Genomic DNA, 17,036 nt, shown 5'->3' with positions numbered 1-17,036 from the left:
ATCAGCGAAAACCCAAAAATAACTATACCCGTTGCTTCTCCTGCTGGAATTTGTTTACTTAAGCTAATTTCATGGCTCGATAGGAATATTGAGTTAAGACCAAAAGACGCCTCTGATTTTGAATACCTCATTGAAAGTTATAGCAAAATCCCAGAAATATTCGATGCATTGTATGATCAAGGCTACATGGAGGCGCAAGAATGGGATGAAATTAAGGCTAGCACTATGAAGCTAGCTAATGATGTATCTGAAATTGCATCCATTGAAACAAAAGCTTTTCTTGAAACAGAGTTATTTAATAATGATGCAAAAAAAGAACAATTTGTAAGAGACATGGAAAGGAATACTCATAAAAATTTCACACAATGCGAAGAACTTTTCATTATTTTCAAAAATTCCTTTTTAAAAGTGGGCTGATTTCAGTAGTTACAAGTAAGACATCATTAGGATCAATTATCAAAAAACCGCCTCGCAAAGCATAAATTCCAATATCGTTTTTAGAAAACAAAAACGAGTTGTCATTCAAAAGGTGGGGGGTGTCATTTTAATCATACAAATCCAGATAAAACACGGACACACTGACAACAAGATAAGTAAAGCTGCAATTTAATCTCACAACCATTCCCGCGACATATTGATCAGCTCCAATTCCGTATATTCAAGAGCGAGTGCTTCTACCAGGCTGTACTGCTTATCCAGATAGGATTTATCCTTACTGATCATACACACACCTAGCTCTGCTTGTTGCCAGCTGTCTAGGGCATCAATTTCGGCTATGGAAGCATTGAACCGGTTGCCTAGTCGATCTTTTAAACTTTTGATCTGACGTCGCTTGTCCTTCAACGAGTGTGAATTAGGTATTTGCAGTTTGAGTTTAATCAGTAATATATGCATATTTAAAAACCAGATGTTTTATTTGCTGAGTTTCAACAACCAGGGTCGATAATTGTCGGTAATCAATGTCAGAGCAGAATGGATATCACTTGAGTTTTTCGGGTGAGCATTTTATCTCACTGTTCCTCTAACATCGACTCTAGCTAGGGCTCTGGGTTTTATCAACTTTGAATAGGCTTAAGGTATTGTTTATTAATAGCCGGTTAGTTCCAGAAAACCTTTGCCTTTATGCGTCCCGCTAACAGCGACAGTTCCTTCATAATACGCTATTGATGCAGGATTCCATTGATCCTTTTTTGTCGCTTTGATGCTTACGTCTATGCCCTTGCTTTCGATTTTTAATTGCCAGTTTAAGGGCAGTTCTTTGTTACCCACCGCAGTTAATTCATTAGCATTCAATTCTAACTCTGACGGCATAAGCATTGTTGTTGAGCCATCGGATTCAATGTATGTACCAGTGATGTAATCAGTCTGGCCTTGTAAGCGCATGCGGAATGCCATAATTTTATCGCCATTATCAAGATGTAGTGAAAACCAGTCCCAACCCAATGTTGCCTGGTCAAATAACTGTGATGTCCATTCTTGATCAAACCAGGCGTTGCCTTTAACTGCAATCTGCTTTTCTAAGTTGCTGGGGGTAGAATTTGTTAGCGCCTCGCTTATGGTGAAGGTTCCATTCACATTAATAAACGGCGCACTATAATAATGTGAAGCGTGTTTACTATTCGCTGATTTTATACTGTAACCGTCTTTTCCTTGCAGAACATAAGAACCCGTATTCGATAAATTTAGTTGGACGTTTAGATGATCAGCCACTTTAGAATCTTCTTCGCCGGTGCTGATCAACTTGGTATTAAAGATCAACTGCGCAGGCAACAAACCAGTAGTAGCGCTTGACCATTGCCAATCATCAATAAATAACTTAAACGGCGTTTGCTCTACTCCTACATTACCTACATTACCTACATTACCCACATTGCCACGTGCGAACTTCTCTGAAAACCAATGTTGTGATGCGCTGTGCACAGAAGCATGCGCCATATAAATATGCTCGTTGCTCCAATCTGATATTGAGTTCTCACTAGCAATACTTTGATTTTCACTTGCAACATTTGGGTTTCGAAAGCGGAACAGCGTCCATTGCAAGCCATAAACGTTGCCTTCATCATCTTGCAAGTTTGCAGTCAAATACCACCATTCGATATCAAATGAATCGTGGGAATAATGGTCTTTGGGAAATCTTATTTTATAGTTTGGGTCGGCAACTTCGCCTAAAAGTTCTGGGTTGGTATTGCTAAAACCTCTACCAAAAGATTGTGATGAAGTAGCAGTAGCATCTGAGCTACTTAAGTGATCACTTTTTGGGGCAAAAAGTAGCGCCCTACTTGCCACTATAAGCAAAGCAAGCACAATGACAAAAACAGCTAATCTAGAAACCTTGTTTAATTTACCCATCGGATATCCTCAATGAGCGGCCTTCTACCGGCGCGAATAATGGGAATAATAATCACCACGGTCACAACCAGTAAACTGGTGGCATAGATTTGTAGAATCTTCATCGGACTAATAATCAGTGGATAGGTCCATGAAAACGCTTGATAATTAATATCGTTAATTAAAACCCAACTTAATAAAATACCGAAAGGCGTCGCAAAGATTAAGGCGACAAAACATAACAATAAGTATTGAAATAAGGCGAGTAGCTGTGTTTTTAATGCAGACACACCCATACTTCGGATCAACATATTTTGTGGACGAACATCATTCATCAGCACAATAATAGCGCACGCTAGTGACAATGCAGCTACCAGCAGTGTGACCACATTCAGTCCATCGGTGATAATAAATGTGTCGTCAAATGCTTGCATCGATATTGCGAGCAGCTCTTCGGTTTTTAGTAACTTCCCTTCAGGGTCTAGTCCTGCGGTCAGCATTTTTTCTCGTAACAAATCAATATTACTCTCTGCTCCTTGCACTGCATACATACAGCATGTCGATTTTGATAAATCAAACATCTCTAGTGGCATCAATACCTGCTTATAAGGGCTGCCAAAATCGTAAATAATGCCCAGGATTTTGTACGACGAGATTTCGCCTGTGGCTGGATGAGGAAGTTCGACAACATCATTAATCTTATAATCAAAGCCGAAGGCAAACTGTTGATTAACTAACACGCCTTTACCCAAGGCAAACTCGCTCCATAAATTTTCATCTTTGCTTTTGTCATAAAAAGCCATGGCCTGTTGGTACAACTCGCCTGTCGGATAGCTAAATTGCTGGACTTGTTTGCCTTGAAAAGGAATTGTATTTTCTAGGCGTTGTTTTACATTCACACCGGTGTCTTTCGCTAAATCACTAAGATTTGGTTCTCCATTGTGATAAATATAATAGTCAGCTACCAAACGTTGCTCTAGCCATCCTACTGTTGCTCCGCGAAAACTATCTACCATCAAGTTCATACCAATATTGCTGGTAGCTGCAATAAAAAACGCACAGCAGGCTATTTTGGTTTTTCCTGATAAGGCTAAACTTTGTTTGGAGCTAACTTGCAATAAGGGGAAACGAGCAGGAATAAAGCGTTGAATTAATGCCAACATGCCGGGGTAATTGGCGAGCAGCAAACTACAACCGGATAAAATCACTAATGCGGTCGCAATCAGTAGCAACCAGAGTGCTTGCGCGTGGTTTAATATTATATAGGCGGCAGCTGCAAAAACCACAAAACTAAGCCAAATTATGCGCTTCCAAAAACGTTGTTGAACAAGCGACAACGGTACATCTTTGGTTTGCGCCAACTGATGGTTTAATTTATTTAACGGAATAAACGTGGCGCAAATACTGCCGACTAGGCTAATACCGGATACCTGGATGAGCAGTCCGATAATTGATACTTTTCCAAAGCCCACCTCTACAGAGTATAAATTTTCAAGCGTTGCCTGGACGGTGGGAGAGGCTAGTTTTGCTAATTCAATACCTAGCACAACACCAATAAAACTAGCCAACAGGGTAAGTAATATAATTTCAAGCAACTGTACGACAAACAATTGCAGTCTTGAGATGCCTAACTGTCGACAAATTTTCAGCCAGCTTAGTCTTGAATTTAATAGTAAGTTAACGGCGTTGACCACAATAAAAAGGCACACCACGAACATCAACAAGGCCATTGCCATTAAGTTTAAGTGAAAGCTGCTGGTGAGTTCGGAATCTTGCTCAGCGCCTTTGGCATTTGTCAGTTGAAGGTGGTTTGGTAGTGATTCTTGAAGTCTGTCCTGTTTAGCTTTTGATAACTCGCCAACCACTAGCAGCATCGATAATTCGGCATTTGGATAAAGGCGATATAGATCAGCAATATCCATAATGATGTCATTGCCCAATGCTGCACTTTCAAAAGTATTGAACTTTGGTAAGGGTGTTCCTGCTTCGGTTGTAAATGGCTCTAGCTGCTGATCGGGTAATTGCCCTAGCAGCTGTTCGAGTAACTGGGGATGCAAGATGGCTATGGGCTCTCCAAAGCCTAATTGCCTGATAAGTTGATTGCTATCATCCGAAGCACTACTAATGGTTTTTGCCGCCACATTTGACTGCTCTGACAAAGCTACTGGATTTAAAAAATCAGGCAAGCTAAGCAATGAAAAAGTATCGATGCCGGTGAAATCGATACGCCTTTGGGTAACTTTGGTAGTTTCACTAGCTTGAGTAGCAGCTTGATTATTTGTATAAATATGCTGCTTGGTTTGCGCCACTGCAATCAATTGGCTAAAGCCTTTTACTCTGAGTACAGAATAATCTTGCTTGGTGAGTTTTAGATTGGATGAGTTGGAAGTGATCGTTTGCGTAACGTTTGGAACTAGAAATTGTTGCTCGCTACTGTAGCTTTGTTTAGCGCTACTGTTGATCACCAATACGGCACTCAAGCCCGCCGCTGCAATAATCAACGATGCCATTAACATGAATAGGCTAAATTTGCTATTGCGATAGCTTTTCAATAAAACGGAGAGAAACGGCCAGTATTTCATATTGCTCATATTAAATTCGAGTCAAGCTGCCGTCGTCTAAATACCATTGTTGTTGAGTTAACATAGCCACTTTTCTGCTGTGAGTGACCATAACCAGTGCGGTATTGAGCTGCTTGCAAGTATCGACCAACAGTTGACTTACCAGGTCCGAATTTTTACTGTCTAGATTACCCGTAGGTTCATCGGCCAGTAACAATGGTGGTTGATGCGATAAGCCGCGCGCAATGGCAACTCGTTGTTGCTCGCCACCAGAAAGTTGGTTCGGCAGTTTATTGATGTGACTCTTAATACCCAGAGCATTGAGGAGTTCCTGGATATATTCATGTTCTACTTTGCCGGTTATTTTGGCAGGCAACATAATATTTTCCATTACCGTAATACAATCGATCAAATTAAATTTTTGGAAAATAAGCCCCACCTGGAATTGGCGATATTGGTCTGCTTGCCTTTCTGTGAACTGAGTGATGTCTTGATTTTCAGTTTGCGTCTCATCTAAAGAACTGTTTAATAATATTTCGCCACTGTCTGGTTTATCGAGTGCCGCTAAAAGATGCAAAAGCGTTGATTTACCCGAGCCTGAGGCACCTTGGATACTGATGCTGTCACCAGCATTTATGGTTAAATTTATATTATTGAGAATGGTGTGTTTCTCACCCGCATCGGTATAACTTTTCTGTAAATTTTTAAGGGCAAGCATAAAAAAGGCATCCAATAATTATGAGCAGAGTAACATTAATTACATAGTGCTATGTGGCATTGTTTTAGGCAATGAGGATAAAGAGGCTACGGCAAATAGTTACACCACTTCGCGTTTAGCTGGCTCCGGAGAGGTGAAGCACAGCCGAATAATTATTCGACTTGTCATTTATGGCTCCTAGGGAGCCTAGAACCCCCCCCCTGCTAAAACTCAGCAGGAATAGCGGCAAACATTCATCTCCAGATAACGCTCGTGAGCCGCTCCGCTCTCTATCCACTTATTTACTAGAACAAGTATCGTAGCATTATCAAACGTATTCTCTAGCTCACAGAAGGCACCGTAACGGTGACGTGGGCTGTCTCGATTCTCTGCAATTAATTCGCCTCCTTCCACAAATAATGTTCGCTCTGGGAAGGAACCCAGCGGTGCCGCAAAATCAAGCCCGCCATACTGTTCAACCAAAGCTCTCGCTTGAATAGTAAAGCCTTTGCGCGTCAGAGGGTGTGTAAGGTAATAGCTACTAAGCAATTCATCCGCTTGTTCCAATGTTTTTTCACGTAAGGAGACTGCATCTAATCCTGAGGAAGAATCCAGAATGATATTGCTTAGATTCAAAGCGCCAATTTCTAAACGAAGATCATCCACCATTTGCAAAGCTTCTCCATCAACAATAGCCTGCCAGTGTGATTCTTTTAGCTTCTTCAGTAGGGAAATAAAGGTCTGTTTGTTCATGCTAGATATTGTAACGAATATATGCAAATGCTTGGTGATAAATGAAAAGAACGCGATTTAGATAGAAAACATGATTATCGCAAAACAACATTAAATCTACACCTTAGTTAGGTTTATAGTCAGGATTATTATTCTTTAGTAGCTTAGCTGCATCAAGGATAAGCCTTATTCTGATTATTTGATTATTGCTTACTTCAAATAGCTGAGCCATGATTTCATCTACCCCACATACACCATGCCGCTTAGATTGATACACTAAACAGCAAGAGTTTCCTTTCTCAACTTCCTGAAGTATTTCATACGATATTGCATCAGCTGGCATACTCTCCCGCAGGGACTCAATATATTCTTCACCCGTATTGAATGTATAAAAAGGACCCGCAAATTTAAGATCTTCACTCAAGATTGAACTCAGATCCTCTAAGGGCTTTTCCCCAAAGAAAGACTTCATATAAATTTTTGCTAGTTCAGTTGGATTCATTTTGATTTCCCAGTTGCTACTTGAATTCACAGCCTCTATTAAGTCCTATTTATTCTGGCAACGCAAAAAACCCAGAATCAAGGCATAGTCATGCAGGAATGTTTACTGCCTTGCAACTGACTATAACGTAGATACTGGGTTTTTAACTCCTGGGGAGCCTGGAAAAAGCTATTACGCTGCCTTCATTTTATCGCTTACTGGAAACATGGTTGAAATCCGACGTGTTGTCTCGTCTAAGTGAAATTGGCTTTTTACAACAATTTCATCCTTGAGGATATCCGCTAAAGTTATCGAGTCTAAATAATCTGATAACTGCGCACTAAAGCCATTCCATAATCTATTGGCTAAAAAGTTTTCACCGTTATTAGCGTTTGGATTGGAATCCTTGGCTGATTCTTCAACAGCTAGAAGGATATCTGCAATAGTAATGTAATCAGGTGCTTTACCTAATCGATATCCACCACCTGGGCCGCGAACTCCGTCTACTAGTCCTGCACGTCTAAGTGTTGAAAAAATTTGTTCTAAATATGATACAGAAATAGTTTGAGAACCGGACAGTTCGATTAATGATACTGGGTTATTGAAATTAGCCGCCAAATGAATCATGGCTTTTATTGCGTATTGTCCTTTTGTAGATATTTTCATTTTTATATCCTCTCTGTTATTTACCTCATAAACTAATTACAAGAATATAAGAGTATATGTGAAATAAATGTTAAAACTATACAAATAACCTACAAATATTATACAAAAACTTCATGACGCAGTTAAATGCGACCCTCTTTTGAATGACAACTGGTTTTTGTAGTGTAAAAGCGACCTTGGAATTTATGCATAGCTCGTTGTTTTTTCGTTACACAAATAGGAATGTACTAAACTGATACTAACAATCACATTTGAACGTATTCAAGGATTTGAACTTATTTAGGGAGTTTCTCATGACAATTTTGCAAGAGCTTGAACAAACGATCACCGATATGGTGGATGATCAGCGCGGCATTTTAGCTGCTGATGAGAGTACGCCGACCATTAAGAAACGGTTTGATGCGATTAATACCGAATCAACTGAGGAGAGTCGTCGTAAATATCGCTCGTGGCTACTTTCAACACCTGACCTGGGTGACTATATTTCAGGCGTAATCCTGTTTGAGGAGACATTGGATCAAAACAGCGACGATGGTGTTCTTCTTCCCCAACTTGCCTGGAATCAGAAAATCGTTCCAGGAATTAAGGTCGACAAGGGCACAGCATTACTTCCCGGTGGACAAGGTGATTTAATCACTAAAGGCTTAGATGGACTGGCTGAACGTCTGGCTGAATACAAACAAAAAGGAGCACGTTTTGCCAAGTGGCGCGAGGTTTACTCCGTCAGCGATAGCAATCCCACTCCTTTAGGCATAAGTGCGAATGCAGAGATGTTGGCTCGTTATGCGGCGGTATGTCAGGAACTAGGTATTGTACCCATCGTAGAACCTGAGGTATTGATGGACGGCGATCATACTATCGAACGCTTTGCCGAAGTCAACGAGGCGGTACTCGCTGAAGTATTTAGTGCCTTACGCCGACATCACGTGCAGCTGGAGAATATGATTCTGAAACCTAGCATGGTACTTCCCGGTAAAGAACGTCGTCGCGCGAGCCCTGAGGAAGTTGCTGAAGAAACCCTGAAAGTATTCAAACGAACTGTCCCTGCGGCGGTTCCCAGTATTAATTTCCTCTCTGGTGGACAAACACCTACAGAGGCTACCGAAAATCTAAATGCCATTAACCAATTGAAAGGAAACGCTCCCTGGCAACTTAGTATTTCCTATGGACGCGCTTTGCAACAACCGGCTTTGCAGGCATGGTGTGGTAAAGATGAAAATCGTGAGGCCATGCAGCAAGCCTTGCTGAAACGCGCGCAAATGAATAGTCTGGCGCGCAAAGGCCTGTATACAGCTGACAAGGAATGAATTTAGCTTGAAACGTATCAAGCAAAGAGAGACAAGGGCTTTAGGTTAGCCACTAAACTCCAACGTTATTTCTATCAGTTTCGGCTGACATTTTTGAGGCTAGCTTTCTGATAAATAAAATGAAAAAGATAGTTAGCTTAAAACGCTTCACCAGCAAACCATATTGTTTCTTTTTGTGCGAGCAATGCATCTATGGTTTGTTTTACTTCATCTGCAGTCATTGAGTCTTTAAAGCTGATTTTATAAAAGCCATTATTATCTGCCGGGCTGCCAATTTTTATTTGCTTACCCTTTAATACATCATTATTGCTTAGTTCTTCTGAAGTACCGTTGAAGCCAACTAATAAAACGATCTTTGTAGTGCTTGCTAATTTCTCTTGATTATCAATTGGCTGAGTAACAGCTGAAGCAGTAGTAAAATCGCTTGTTTCTGTCTTTGATGGAATCACTATAGAGGCTATAACCGCTACCGATAATGCCAACACACTTACACTAGCAAAGCGTGCATATTGCGGCTTAATACCCAAATTCGGAATCAGTGAGTCAAATGCGTTTTTAAGTCTTTCTACCAGAGAACCTGTTGCATCCGATTGACGCTGAGCTTTAGTTGCTGGCTCTAAATTATCGATGACATTAAAAACTGCTTTCAAGCGCTCTTCTGGAGCTGCAATCACACTTTTATCGACTAGAGAGCCATCAGCATAATTGAGTAAAACGCTATCCTCAGAGACCAAATCAATCATTTGTTTCTCTAGGTTTAGTTGCTCTTGAAGTGAGGGATAGGATAGCAATGCATTTTCAAAAAATGCTTTATCCTCTTCTGAAAGTTTTCCAATGGCGAACCATGGAACCAGTTGTAAAACCTCTTCAGGTATATTAGTTGTGTTGTTAGTTTTCATATTAAATTTTTTCAATTCTGTTATTTATTAAGTCGCTTTTACAAGAAATTAGTTCATTGATATCAATTCATTAAGCATTTTATTATTGCGTCCCGATTTAGCAGATGTAGCAAAAGAAGGACTATTTTCTTTATTACTATCAATAACCTCTAAATTACGACCTTTAGGCATAATTGCTGTGAACAGAACATTATTACTTTGGTTAGCCGTGAATTGAAGAGCTAAGTTATCTTGAGTCGTTCTTAAGTTATTATTTCTACCGCTTTTAATCAAAATAGATGCAATATCATTTGCATTTTTTTTAATAGTGTTAGAAAGATTATCCGATGTATCCATTGCAAAAGAATTTACGCTTAATGCAAAGAAAATGAATGCTGATGCAAGTATTTTAGTAGTTTTCATTTTTTAGCTTCTTTATTTTTATTTTTAGTTTAAATAGTTTGTTGTTATGGCTTTCTGTAGATATAAGTAAAAAGTAAGTTCAATATTAAAACTTATCTTTGGTTAAACGGTTTGATCTAAATAAATATTAACTTCTATACACCATGAAATTACTAGAAATGACACCCCCCACCTTTTAAGTAATTTTTATGTTACTACGCCTGCCTTCTCTGCGGGTAAACATTAAGAATCAGACAAACACCATTCGAGTATGTCGTGTTTATCTTGCGCCAAACTTTGTGCAATGCCCCCATGCCAATTCTCCCAAGACTCCAGGTGATCTTTTTTTACAGCAGTTAATACAGGAATTTCTTGCATGAGCGCCTCGGAAAATACATCAAACATACCGTGCCCTTCACTTTCAGACAGCCCGAAGCGGTTTATGATAAATAAATCAATGGACAAGTCTGGTGCTGTTAGCTGATTGGTCAGTGACTTTGCTACTTGCGCTAATGCGTTGGCATCTAAATGACAGTCTGTAGCACCTTCACCGAGATTTTGGGTAACGGCCACATCTTCACCAAGGGACAAATCTTCAAGACCCAATCCCCCACAGCACGCAGATTTTCCTGCCACATGGTTTGGCATTGCATTCTGGATGACACCACCAAGACGGATTCCGCGAGCACGTAACGATTCGACGACTTCTGAAAACACTTGATTTAGAGCAGCCCCATCTTCATATACCACTGCTGCGATACGAGGTTTGGTATTCGTTCTCATGATTCTGTTCGCCTTTCATTAATGGTCGAATTGGATGTACGAGATTATTGCACGGAAATATTCCACGAGTCACTTTAAGGCAAACCCAGGCAATGAAGATTGATTTGCATCAAGGGTGAATTGGTTTTCTATATTGCTATAAAACACACATTAAAATTCTATTTCTTAAAATTCCCGCCCTTCAATGCCGCGCTCAGCTGATCCGCTAAGGCATTGTTTGACACTGCTGCTTGTTTTGATCCACGCTGGCTTTGATTAGATTTTTTATTAGAGCTTTGATTAGCGCCTGGCTTTTTAGGACTCGGTTTACCCGCACTATATGGTTTCTTATCTCCAGCATTCTGACCTGACTGTTGCTTGTCTTTAGCGCTGTCAGTGAGTCGCATGGTTAAAGCGATTCGTTTGCGTTGAAGGTCAATTTCTTGCACTTTTACTTTAACGATTTGCCCTGCTTTAACGACTTTATGCGGATCATCGATAAACTTATCTGCCAGGCATGAGATGTGTACCAGTCCGTCTTGATGTACGCCAACATCTACAAATGCGCCAAAGTTGGTCACATTAGTTACCGTACCTTCCAAAATCATGTCTTCTTTTAGGTCGCTAATTTTTTCGATGCCGTCTTTCAAGCTCGCTGTTTTAAACTCTGGTCGTGGATCACGGCCTGGTTTATCAAGCTCTGCAATAATGTCTGTGATTGTTGGTAAACCAAATTTCTCGGTGACATAGTCCGCTGGGTTTAGTGATTTCAACAGTTGAGTATCGCCGATGATATCGTTGATCTTTTTGCCTGTTTTTGTAGCGATTGCTTTTACCACAGAATAGGCTTCAGGATGAACGCCAGAGGCATCTAATGGGTTTTCACTACCCGAAATGATGCGTAAAAAGCCTGCTGATTGCTCAAACGATTTAGCACCCATACGAGGAACTTCTTTTAGCATTTTTCGGCTGGTAAAGCTGCCATGTTCATTTCTAAAATCGACAATATTATTCGCCAAGGTTTCGTTAAGGCCAGACACTTGCTTCAGCAACGGCATGGATGCAGTATTCAGGTCAACACCGACATCATTTACACAATCTTCTATGACGGCTTCTAATGAGTCTGTGAGCTGGTATTGATTCACATCGTGCTGATATTGCCCGACACCGATGGATTTTGGCTCGATCTTAACTAGCTCAGCCAATGGATCTTGTAAACGTCTGGCGATCGAGACTGCGCCACGAATGGTTACGTCCAAATCCGGGAATTCTTTGGCGGCAAATTCTGATGCAGAATATACCGAAGCCCCTGCTTCGTTGACCATGACTTTGGTAAGTCGTAAATCAGGATATTGCTTGATGATATCGCCCGCCAACTTATCAGTTTCACGTGAGGCGGTACCGTTACCTACTGCAATCAATTCTGCTTTGTACTTTTTAGCTAATGCGCCAATCGTGGCAATTGACTCATTCCATTGATTTTTAGGTGCGTGTGGGTAGATGGTACCTTGGTCCAGGTATTGACCGGTTGAATCGACCACCGCAACTTTTACTCCGGTGCGTAAACCGGGGTCTAAGCCGATAGTTGCTTTTTGGCCAGCAGGGGCAGCTAGCAATAAATCTTTTAAGTTTAAAGAGAAAACACGAATTGCTTCTGTTTCTGCTTGTTCGCGTAATTGGTTCATCAAATCACCGCTGATGTGCATATGCATTTTGATTTTCCAGGTCCAGCTTGCAACTTGTAATAACCATGCATCGGCAGGACGACCATTATCTGAAATATTCCAATGGCCTGCGATCATTCTTTCACAGGGGTGATCCATCGGTTTGGTAAACCCAAATTCGCCCGGTGCTTCAACGTCTAAGGTGACAAATAAAATGCCTTCGTTTCTGCCTCTAAAAATAGCGAGTGCACGGTGCGAAGGTACTTTTTTGAAAGGTTCCTGGTAATCAAAATAATCTTTAAACTTGATGCCTTCTTGCTCTTTCCCTTTAGCGACTTTGGCAATTACCAATGCATTGTTTTCCATGTACTCACGCGTTCTGGCAAGTAAGGCGGCATCTTCACTGAAGCGATCCATTAAAATATAACGCGCCCCTTCCAAAGCAGCTTTTACGTCAGCAACTGGATTTTCTTCGCTGTTTGACAGGTATTTTTCAGCTTCAACTTCTGGGTCAAGATTTGGGTTTTCGTAAAGCGCATCAGCTAGCGGTAATAAGCCAGACTCTATCGCTATCGTGGCTTTGGTACGACGCTTAGGTTTGTAAGGTAAATACAAGTCTTCCAGGGTGGTTTTAGTCTCAGCCGATTGTATCGAGAGTGTTAGTTCATCCGTGAGTTTGCCTTGTTCTTCAATGCTTTTAAGAATCGCTTCACGGCGTTTTTCTAACTCACGCAGATACTTTAAACGCTCTTCTAATTGACGCAGCTGTGTGTCATCTAACGCACCTGTGACTTCTTTTCGATAACGAGAAATAAACGGAACGGTTGCGCCATCATCAAGCAGCTCGATAGCGGCTTGTACCTGGCTTTCTTTGGTTGGCTTTACCGTAGAAAGTTCTTTGGCAATAGTTGAGATGATACGTGGCAGAGTAATAGACATAGAGTTTTTAAATAAATGAATAAATTAGAGAAAAATTGTGCGTATTATAAATAGGAATATATTTGGGAATACAATAATTTGGGGAGAGTAACATAAAAAAGTCACCCCCCCACTTTAAGCCGTTTTTTTATGCTTAAATTTTCTAACATCACAGACATAAAAAAGCCCGAATATAAATCGGGCTTTTTTGTATGCTTTATTTAGATATCTTGTTCAAACACCGTGTTTAAATACCAATAAAACTAAGCGGCTTGATGCATTGCAACCAATTCTTCAAAACACTCAGCAATGATTCCCAAGCCTTCTTCAATGATTTCATCAGATATCGTTAAAGGTGGTAAGAAACGAATAACGTTACCGTACAATCCACAAGAAAGTAACACCAAGCCTCTTTCCATTGCCGCACCAACAAGCGCCTTACATAAGTCAGCATCTGGCTCATCAGCACTACCGTTTTGCACAAGTTCAATCGCGATCATTGCGCCTCTGTTACGCACATCTCCGATTCTATCTGGGTATTGCTGCTGGAGGTTTTTCATGTTCTCGATGAATTTATCGCCTATTTGATTCGAACGCTGGACCAAATTTTCTTCTTTCATTACCTCGATAACGGCAAGTGCTGCGGCACAACCCACTGGAGAACCACCATAAGTGCCACCAAGACCACCTGGTAACGGTGCATCCATGATTTCTGCTTTACCAACAACGGCAGCTAATGGGAAACCACCCGCAATGCCTTTTGCTGTGGTCATAAGGTCTGGCTCTACATCTGAGTATTCACTACAGAAGAATTTACCCGTACGCCCAAAACCCGTTTGAATTTCATCGGCAATCATAACGATGCCATGCTTGTCGCATAATGCTCTTATAGCTTGCATGAATTCTGGAGGGGCAATATAAAATCCGCCTTCACCCTGAATAGGTTCTACGATAATTGCCGCAACGTCTGATGCTTCGATCTCTACTTTAAAGAGCAATTCGAGTGCCTTTAATGAGTCTTCTACTGATATACCGTGATACTCATTTGGGAACGGAGCATGATAAATCTCGGCAGGAAACGGACCAAATTTACTTTTGTAAGGGGCTACTTTACCCGTCAACGCCATGGTCATATTGGTTCTGCCATGGAAGCCACCGTTAAATGCGATGAGTCCACGACGCCCAGTATGCGCACGTGCAATCTTCACACAGTTTTCTACCGCTTCTGCACCTGTTGTGACAAAGATTGTTTTCTTAGGAGTATTGCCAGGTGCTAATTCGTTTAATTGTTCAGCCAGTAGAACTGCCGAATCATAAGGTGTAACCATCACACAAGTGTGGCTGAATCTTTCAATTTGTTCGATAGCTGCTGCTTTAACTTTAGGGTTGGAATGCCCTGTATTTGTTACTGCAATACCAGACCCAAAATCAATATAGCGATTGCCTTCGACATCCCATAATTCAGCATTCTCTGCTCGCTCTATGTATACAGGCGCAAGGGTACCTTGACCCCTTGCCATTGCTTTTTCTTTACGCGCTTGCCATTCACTATTTGTAGTCATTGTATTTACCATTGTCAGTAGATTTAGCAACTAGAGTTGAACTCATAGTTATTAAAAAATAGATCTTTAAATTAATTTGCAGAGAATAAGTACTTAATGATAGTTCGTACTTTGTACCATCCTATTTAAAGCAGTATAGTGATCAATATTTTTAGTAGCAAATGAGTTATTTTAACCTTTACTACTAATATTTCTCATAGGAATAGTCACTTGCTAGATAAACGAACAATGCCACTTTCGGCACTCAGAGCTTTCGAGAGTACTGGCCACCGCTTACACATGGGACAGGCAGGCGAAGACCTTGGCGTAACTCAAGGTGCCATCAGCCATCATATTCGCGCACTAGAAAAAGAATTAGGTGTGAAGTTGTTCACTCGTTCGAACAATCGCTTACAGTTAACTGACTCAGGAGAACGATTACTCAAGGCAGTTACAGAAGGATTTGATCGTATTCTGGATGGTGCACAACATCTGGATTCTGATAGTTTATCTGGAAGGCTTATCATAGGCTGCACCCAAACCGCAGGCGCTAACTGGGCAGCACCAATAATCGGTGAATTTCATCAAAGCTACCCGCTTATTGATATTCATACGGTGGAGATAAAGCCACAACAAAAAGAAATCCCAAGAGAGATAGATGTCGCTATCTGTTATGGCAAACCTATCGAAAACAATCGCTTAGTTGAAGAACTAACCTCTCTCCATGTTTTTCCCGTGTGCAGCCCTCGACTGGTGCACAAAAAAAACGCCATTAGTAAACCGAAACATTTAACCAACTTCCCCTTACTTCATGAAGGTTTACAAAACTGGTCTCGATGGTTTTCCAGCATGAATATTACGCCACCAGAAAACACTAAAAATATACATTTTTTTAACACCAATCTTACACTCAGTGCCGCCAGAGACGGATATGGCATTGCGCTCTGCAACCGCCTGGAAGTCCAGCAAGATTTACTCGAAGGACGATTAATTAAGTTACTGGATAAAACCATCCCCGAACTCGATAGCTACTATTTATTATCAGATAAACCAGAAAAACGGTCATTGCGCGCCAGACTTTTTGAAGAATGGATTAAGAATATATTTAATTAGCGGAATTAGTTAGCATCTAGATACTTACTACTGAGCGAATGACCTTGTGCGAAACTTATTCCAAGCATCTGTTGTCGAAAATACTTACTGTATGCATCTATATTTATTAAAGTAGCGTATACAGTTCATCACTAATCTATAGGTTTAAACTATGAAGAAAACACTGGGTGCTTTAATACCTCGAATTGCGCTATCTACGACTCTATTGGCTACCATAGCCCTTTCTCTCTTTGGTACCTCCAGCGCTTTTGCCGATAAAACCGTATTGGCTGGTGGTTGTTTCTGGTGTATGGAATCAGACTTTGAAAAACTAAAAGGCGTGACTGATGTTGTTTCTGGTTTTAGCGGAGGCACATCAAAGAACCCAACCTATAATGGCGACCATCAAGGTCACTACGAAGTGGTTGAAATCACGTATGACCCTAAAGTTGTGACTTACAAAGAAATTTTAGATTACTACTGGGTGAATATCGATCCATTCGATCCCCGTGGCCAATTTTGTGACAAAGGATCTGAATATCTCAGCGCTATTTTTGTCGCTAACGAGACTGAAAAGAAAATAGCCGAAGAGTCTAAGAAGAATATTCAAGCTCAATTCGGATCAAAGAAAATCGTTACTCCAATATTAAATGCTTCAACTTTCTGGCCTATCAAAGGAAAAGAAAGTTACCACCAGGATTATTACAAGAAAAGCCCATTAAAATACAAATACTACCGTTATAGCTGTGGTCGCGACAAACGTCTCAAAGATATCTGGGGTGATAAAGCAACCCACTAAGCTTTTAATTCGACTTGTTATAAAGTCACCCCCCCACCTTATGGGCACTTTTTTTAAATATAGTATTTTTTCAAAGCTCCATTTCGAGCGATGAATATTACAGAAATAATGGATTGGAATGAAGGTTGCTTTAGCAAAGTACTAGCGGGCTTCCTTCACTCCATTACTCCAATTCCTTTTGATTAAATTATTTGTAACGATTTAAATC

The 17,036-nt window shown here is 40.7% G+C and carries 16 protein-coding genes; 4 read left to right on the top strand and 12 right to left on the bottom strand.

From position 1 onward, the window contains the following. The gene (locus tag Q1A31_RS02400) at nucleotides 1-417 is read left to right on the top strand and encodes a nucleotidyl transferase AbiEii/AbiGii toxin family protein (protein WP_366942960.1); all 417 of its coding nucleotides are present in this window, start codon (nucleotides 1-3) and stop codon (nucleotides 415-417) included. Between the two features lie 195 nt (nucleotides 418-612). Here Q1A31_RS02400 and Q1A31_RS02395 read toward each other — a convergent pair whose 3' ends face one another. The 7 genes from Q1A31_RS02395 to Q1A31_RS02365 form a co-directional block, all read right to left on the bottom strand. Continuing rightward, on the bottom strand, nucleotides 613-894 hold the full coding sequence (locus tag Q1A31_RS02395) for a DUF503 domain-containing protein (RefSeq protein ID WP_299871802.1): 282 nt from the start codon (nucleotides 892-894) through the stop codon (nucleotides 613-615). Nucleotides 895-1,086: 192 nt separating this feature from the next. After that, entirely contained in the window at nucleotides 1,087-2,349 is a 1,263-nt protein-coding gene (locus Q1A31_RS02390) for a lipocalin-like domain-containing protein (protein ID WP_299871800.1), read from the bottom strand. Next, entirely contained in the window at nucleotides 2,337-4,919 is a 2,583-nt protein-coding gene (locus Q1A31_RS02385; protein WP_299871799.1) for an FtsX-like permease family protein, read from the bottom strand. Before Q1A31_RS02385 ends, Q1A31_RS02390 begins: the two co-directional genes overlap by 13 nt. Before the next feature lies 1 nt (nucleotide 4,920). Continuing rightward, nucleotides 4,921-5,607: an ABC transporter ATP-binding protein gene (locus tag Q1A31_RS02380; protein WP_299871797.1), complete on the bottom strand. Its 687-nt coding sequence runs from the start codon at nucleotides 5,605-5,607 to the stop codon at nucleotides 4,921-4,923. A gap of 210 nt (nucleotides 5,608-5,817) precedes the next feature. Further along, nucleotides 5,818-6,339 (bottom strand): hypothetical protein, encoded by a 522-nt coding sequence (locus Q1A31_RS02375; RefSeq protein WP_299871795.1) that lies wholly within the window; start codon nucleotides 6,337-6,339, stop codon nucleotides 5,818-5,820. Nucleotides 6,340-6,442: 103 nt separating this feature from the next. After that, on the bottom strand, nucleotides 6,443-6,820 hold the full coding sequence (locus Q1A31_RS02370) for a hypothetical protein (RefSeq protein ID WP_299871793.1): 378 nt from the start codon (nucleotides 6,818-6,820) through the stop codon (nucleotides 6,443-6,445). 171 nt (nucleotides 6,821-6,991) lie between these two features. Beyond that, a complete protein-coding gene (locus Q1A31_RS02365) occupies nucleotides 6,992-7,465 on the bottom strand; it encodes an Rrf2 family transcriptional regulator (protein WP_299871791.1) in 474 nt (157 codons plus the stop codon). Between the two features lie 293 nt (nucleotides 7,466-7,758). Here Q1A31_RS02365 and Q1A31_RS02360 point away from each other — a divergent pair, with 293 nt between their 5' ends. Continuing rightward, on the top strand, nucleotides 7,759-8,772 hold the full coding sequence (locus Q1A31_RS02360; RefSeq protein WP_299871790.1) for a class I fructose-bisphosphate aldolase: 1,014 nt from the start codon (nucleotides 7,759-7,761) through the stop codon (nucleotides 8,770-8,772). Between the two features lie 137 nt (nucleotides 8,773-8,909). On the opposite strand, the gene Q1A31_RS02355 is transcribed toward Q1A31_RS02360, so the two are convergent. The 5 genes from Q1A31_RS02355 to gabT all read right to left on the bottom strand — a co-directional run bounded on the left by Q1A31_RS02355 (nucleotide 8,910) and on the right by gabT (nucleotide 14,958). Beyond that, on the bottom strand, nucleotides 8,910-9,671 hold the full coding sequence (locus Q1A31_RS02355; RefSeq protein ID WP_299871788.1) for a hypothetical protein: 762 nt from the start codon (nucleotides 9,669-9,671) through the stop codon (nucleotides 8,910-8,912). Nucleotides 9,672-9,719: 48 nt separating this feature from the next. After that, the gene (locus Q1A31_RS02350; RefSeq protein WP_299871787.1) at nucleotides 9,720-10,073 is read right to left on the bottom strand and encodes a hypothetical protein; all 354 of its coding nucleotides are present in this window, start codon (nucleotides 10,071-10,073) and stop codon (nucleotides 9,720-9,722) included. A 222-nt stretch (nucleotides 10,074-10,295) separates the two neighbouring features. Continuing rightward, a complete protein-coding gene (locus Q1A31_RS02345) occupies nucleotides 10,296-10,835 on the bottom strand; it encodes a DUF2478 domain-containing protein (RefSeq protein ID WP_299871786.1) in 540 nt (179 codons plus the stop codon). Nucleotides 10,836-10,993: 158 nt separating this feature from the next. Beyond that, nucleotides 10,994-13,417, bottom strand: coding sequence for a Tex family protein (locus tag Q1A31_RS02340; RefSeq protein ID WP_366942955.1), 2,424 nt, complete (start codon nucleotides 13,415-13,417; stop codon nucleotides 10,994-10,996). A 242-nt stretch (nucleotides 13,418-13,659) separates the two neighbouring features. Continuing rightward, nucleotides 13,660-14,958: a 4-aminobutyrate--2-oxoglutarate transaminase gene (gene gabT, locus Q1A31_RS02335; RefSeq protein WP_299871785.1), complete on the bottom strand. Its 1,299-nt coding sequence runs from the start codon at nucleotides 14,956-14,958 to the stop codon at nucleotides 13,660-13,662. Nucleotides 14,959-15,168: 210 nt separating this feature from the next. On the opposite strand from gabT, the gene Q1A31_RS02330 reads away from it, so the two are divergent. Together Q1A31_RS02330 and msrA are read left to right on the top strand one after the other, a co-directional pair. Beyond that, nucleotides 15,169-16,050, top strand: coding sequence for a LysR substrate-binding domain-containing protein (locus tag Q1A31_RS02330; RefSeq protein WP_299871784.1), 882 nt, complete (start codon nucleotides 15,169-15,171; stop codon nucleotides 16,048-16,050). A 151-nt stretch (nucleotides 16,051-16,201) separates the two neighbouring features. Continuing rightward, on the top strand, nucleotides 16,202-16,828 hold the full coding sequence (msrA, locus tag Q1A31_RS02325) for a peptide-methionine (S)-S-oxide reductase MsrA (RefSeq protein ID WP_299871783.1): 627 nt from the start codon (nucleotides 16,202-16,204) through the stop codon (nucleotides 16,826-16,828). The last annotated feature ends 208 nt before the right edge of the window (nucleotides 16,829-17,036 follow it).

The sequence above is a fragment of the uncultured Cocleimonas sp. genome (assembly GCF_947495625.1).
In the GTDB taxonomy this organism is placed as follows: domain Bacteria; phylum Pseudomonadota; class Gammaproteobacteria; order Thiotrichales; family Thiotrichaceae; genus Cocleimonas.
This window is presented reverse-complemented; position numbering and strand designations above follow the sequence as displayed.

Coding starts and splice junctions, on each gene's coding strand:
- Q1A31_RS02395 (WP_299871802.1), bottom strand. CDS start 894: ATGCATATATTACTGATTAAACTCAAACTGCAAATACCTAATTCACAC.
- Q1A31_RS02390 (WP_299871800.1), bottom strand. CDS start 2,349: ATGGGTAAATTAAACAAGGTTTCTAGATTAGCTGTTTTTGTCATTGTG.
- Q1A31_RS02385 (WP_299871799.1), bottom strand. CDS start 4,919: ATGAGCAATATGAAATACTGGCCGTTTCTCTCCGTTTTATTGAAAAGC.
- Q1A31_RS02380 (WP_299871797.1), bottom strand. CDS start 5,607: ATGCTTGCCCTTAAAAATTTACAGAAAAGTTATACCGATGCGGGTGAG.
- Q1A31_RS02375 (WP_299871795.1), bottom strand. CDS start 6,339: ATGAACAAACAGACCTTTATTTCCCTACTGAAGAAGCTAAAAGAATCA.
- Q1A31_RS02370 (WP_299871793.1), bottom strand. CDS start 6,820: ATGAATCCAACTGAACTAGCAAAAATTTATATGAAGTCTTTCTTTGGG.
- Q1A31_RS02365 (WP_299871791.1), bottom strand. CDS start 7,465: ATGAAAATATCTACAAAAGGACAATACGCAATAAAAGCCATGATTCAT.
- Q1A31_RS02360 (WP_299871790.1), top strand. CDS start 7,759: ATGACAATTTTGCAAGAGCTTGAACAAACGATCACCGATATGGTGGAT.
- Q1A31_RS02355 (WP_299871788.1), bottom strand. CDS start 9,671: ATGAAAACTAACAACACAACTAATATACCTGAAGAGGTTTTACAACTG.
- Q1A31_RS02350 (WP_299871787.1), bottom strand. CDS start 10,073: ATGAAAACTACTAAAATACTTGCATCAGCATTCATTTTCTTTGCATTA.
- Q1A31_RS02345 (WP_299871786.1), bottom strand. CDS start 10,835: ATGAGAACGAATACCAAACCTCGTATCGCAGCAGTGGTATATGAAGAT.
- Q1A31_RS02340 (WP_366942955.1), bottom strand. CDS start 13,417: ATGTCTATTACTCTGCCACGTATCATCTCAACTATTGCCAAAGAACTT.
- gabT (WP_299871785.1), bottom strand. CDS start 14,958: ATGACTACAAATAGTGAATGGCAAGCGCGTAAAGAAAAAGCAATGGCA.
- msrA (WP_299871783.1), top strand. CDS start 16,202: ATGAAGAAAACACTGGGTGCTTTAATACCTCGAATTGCGCTATCTACG.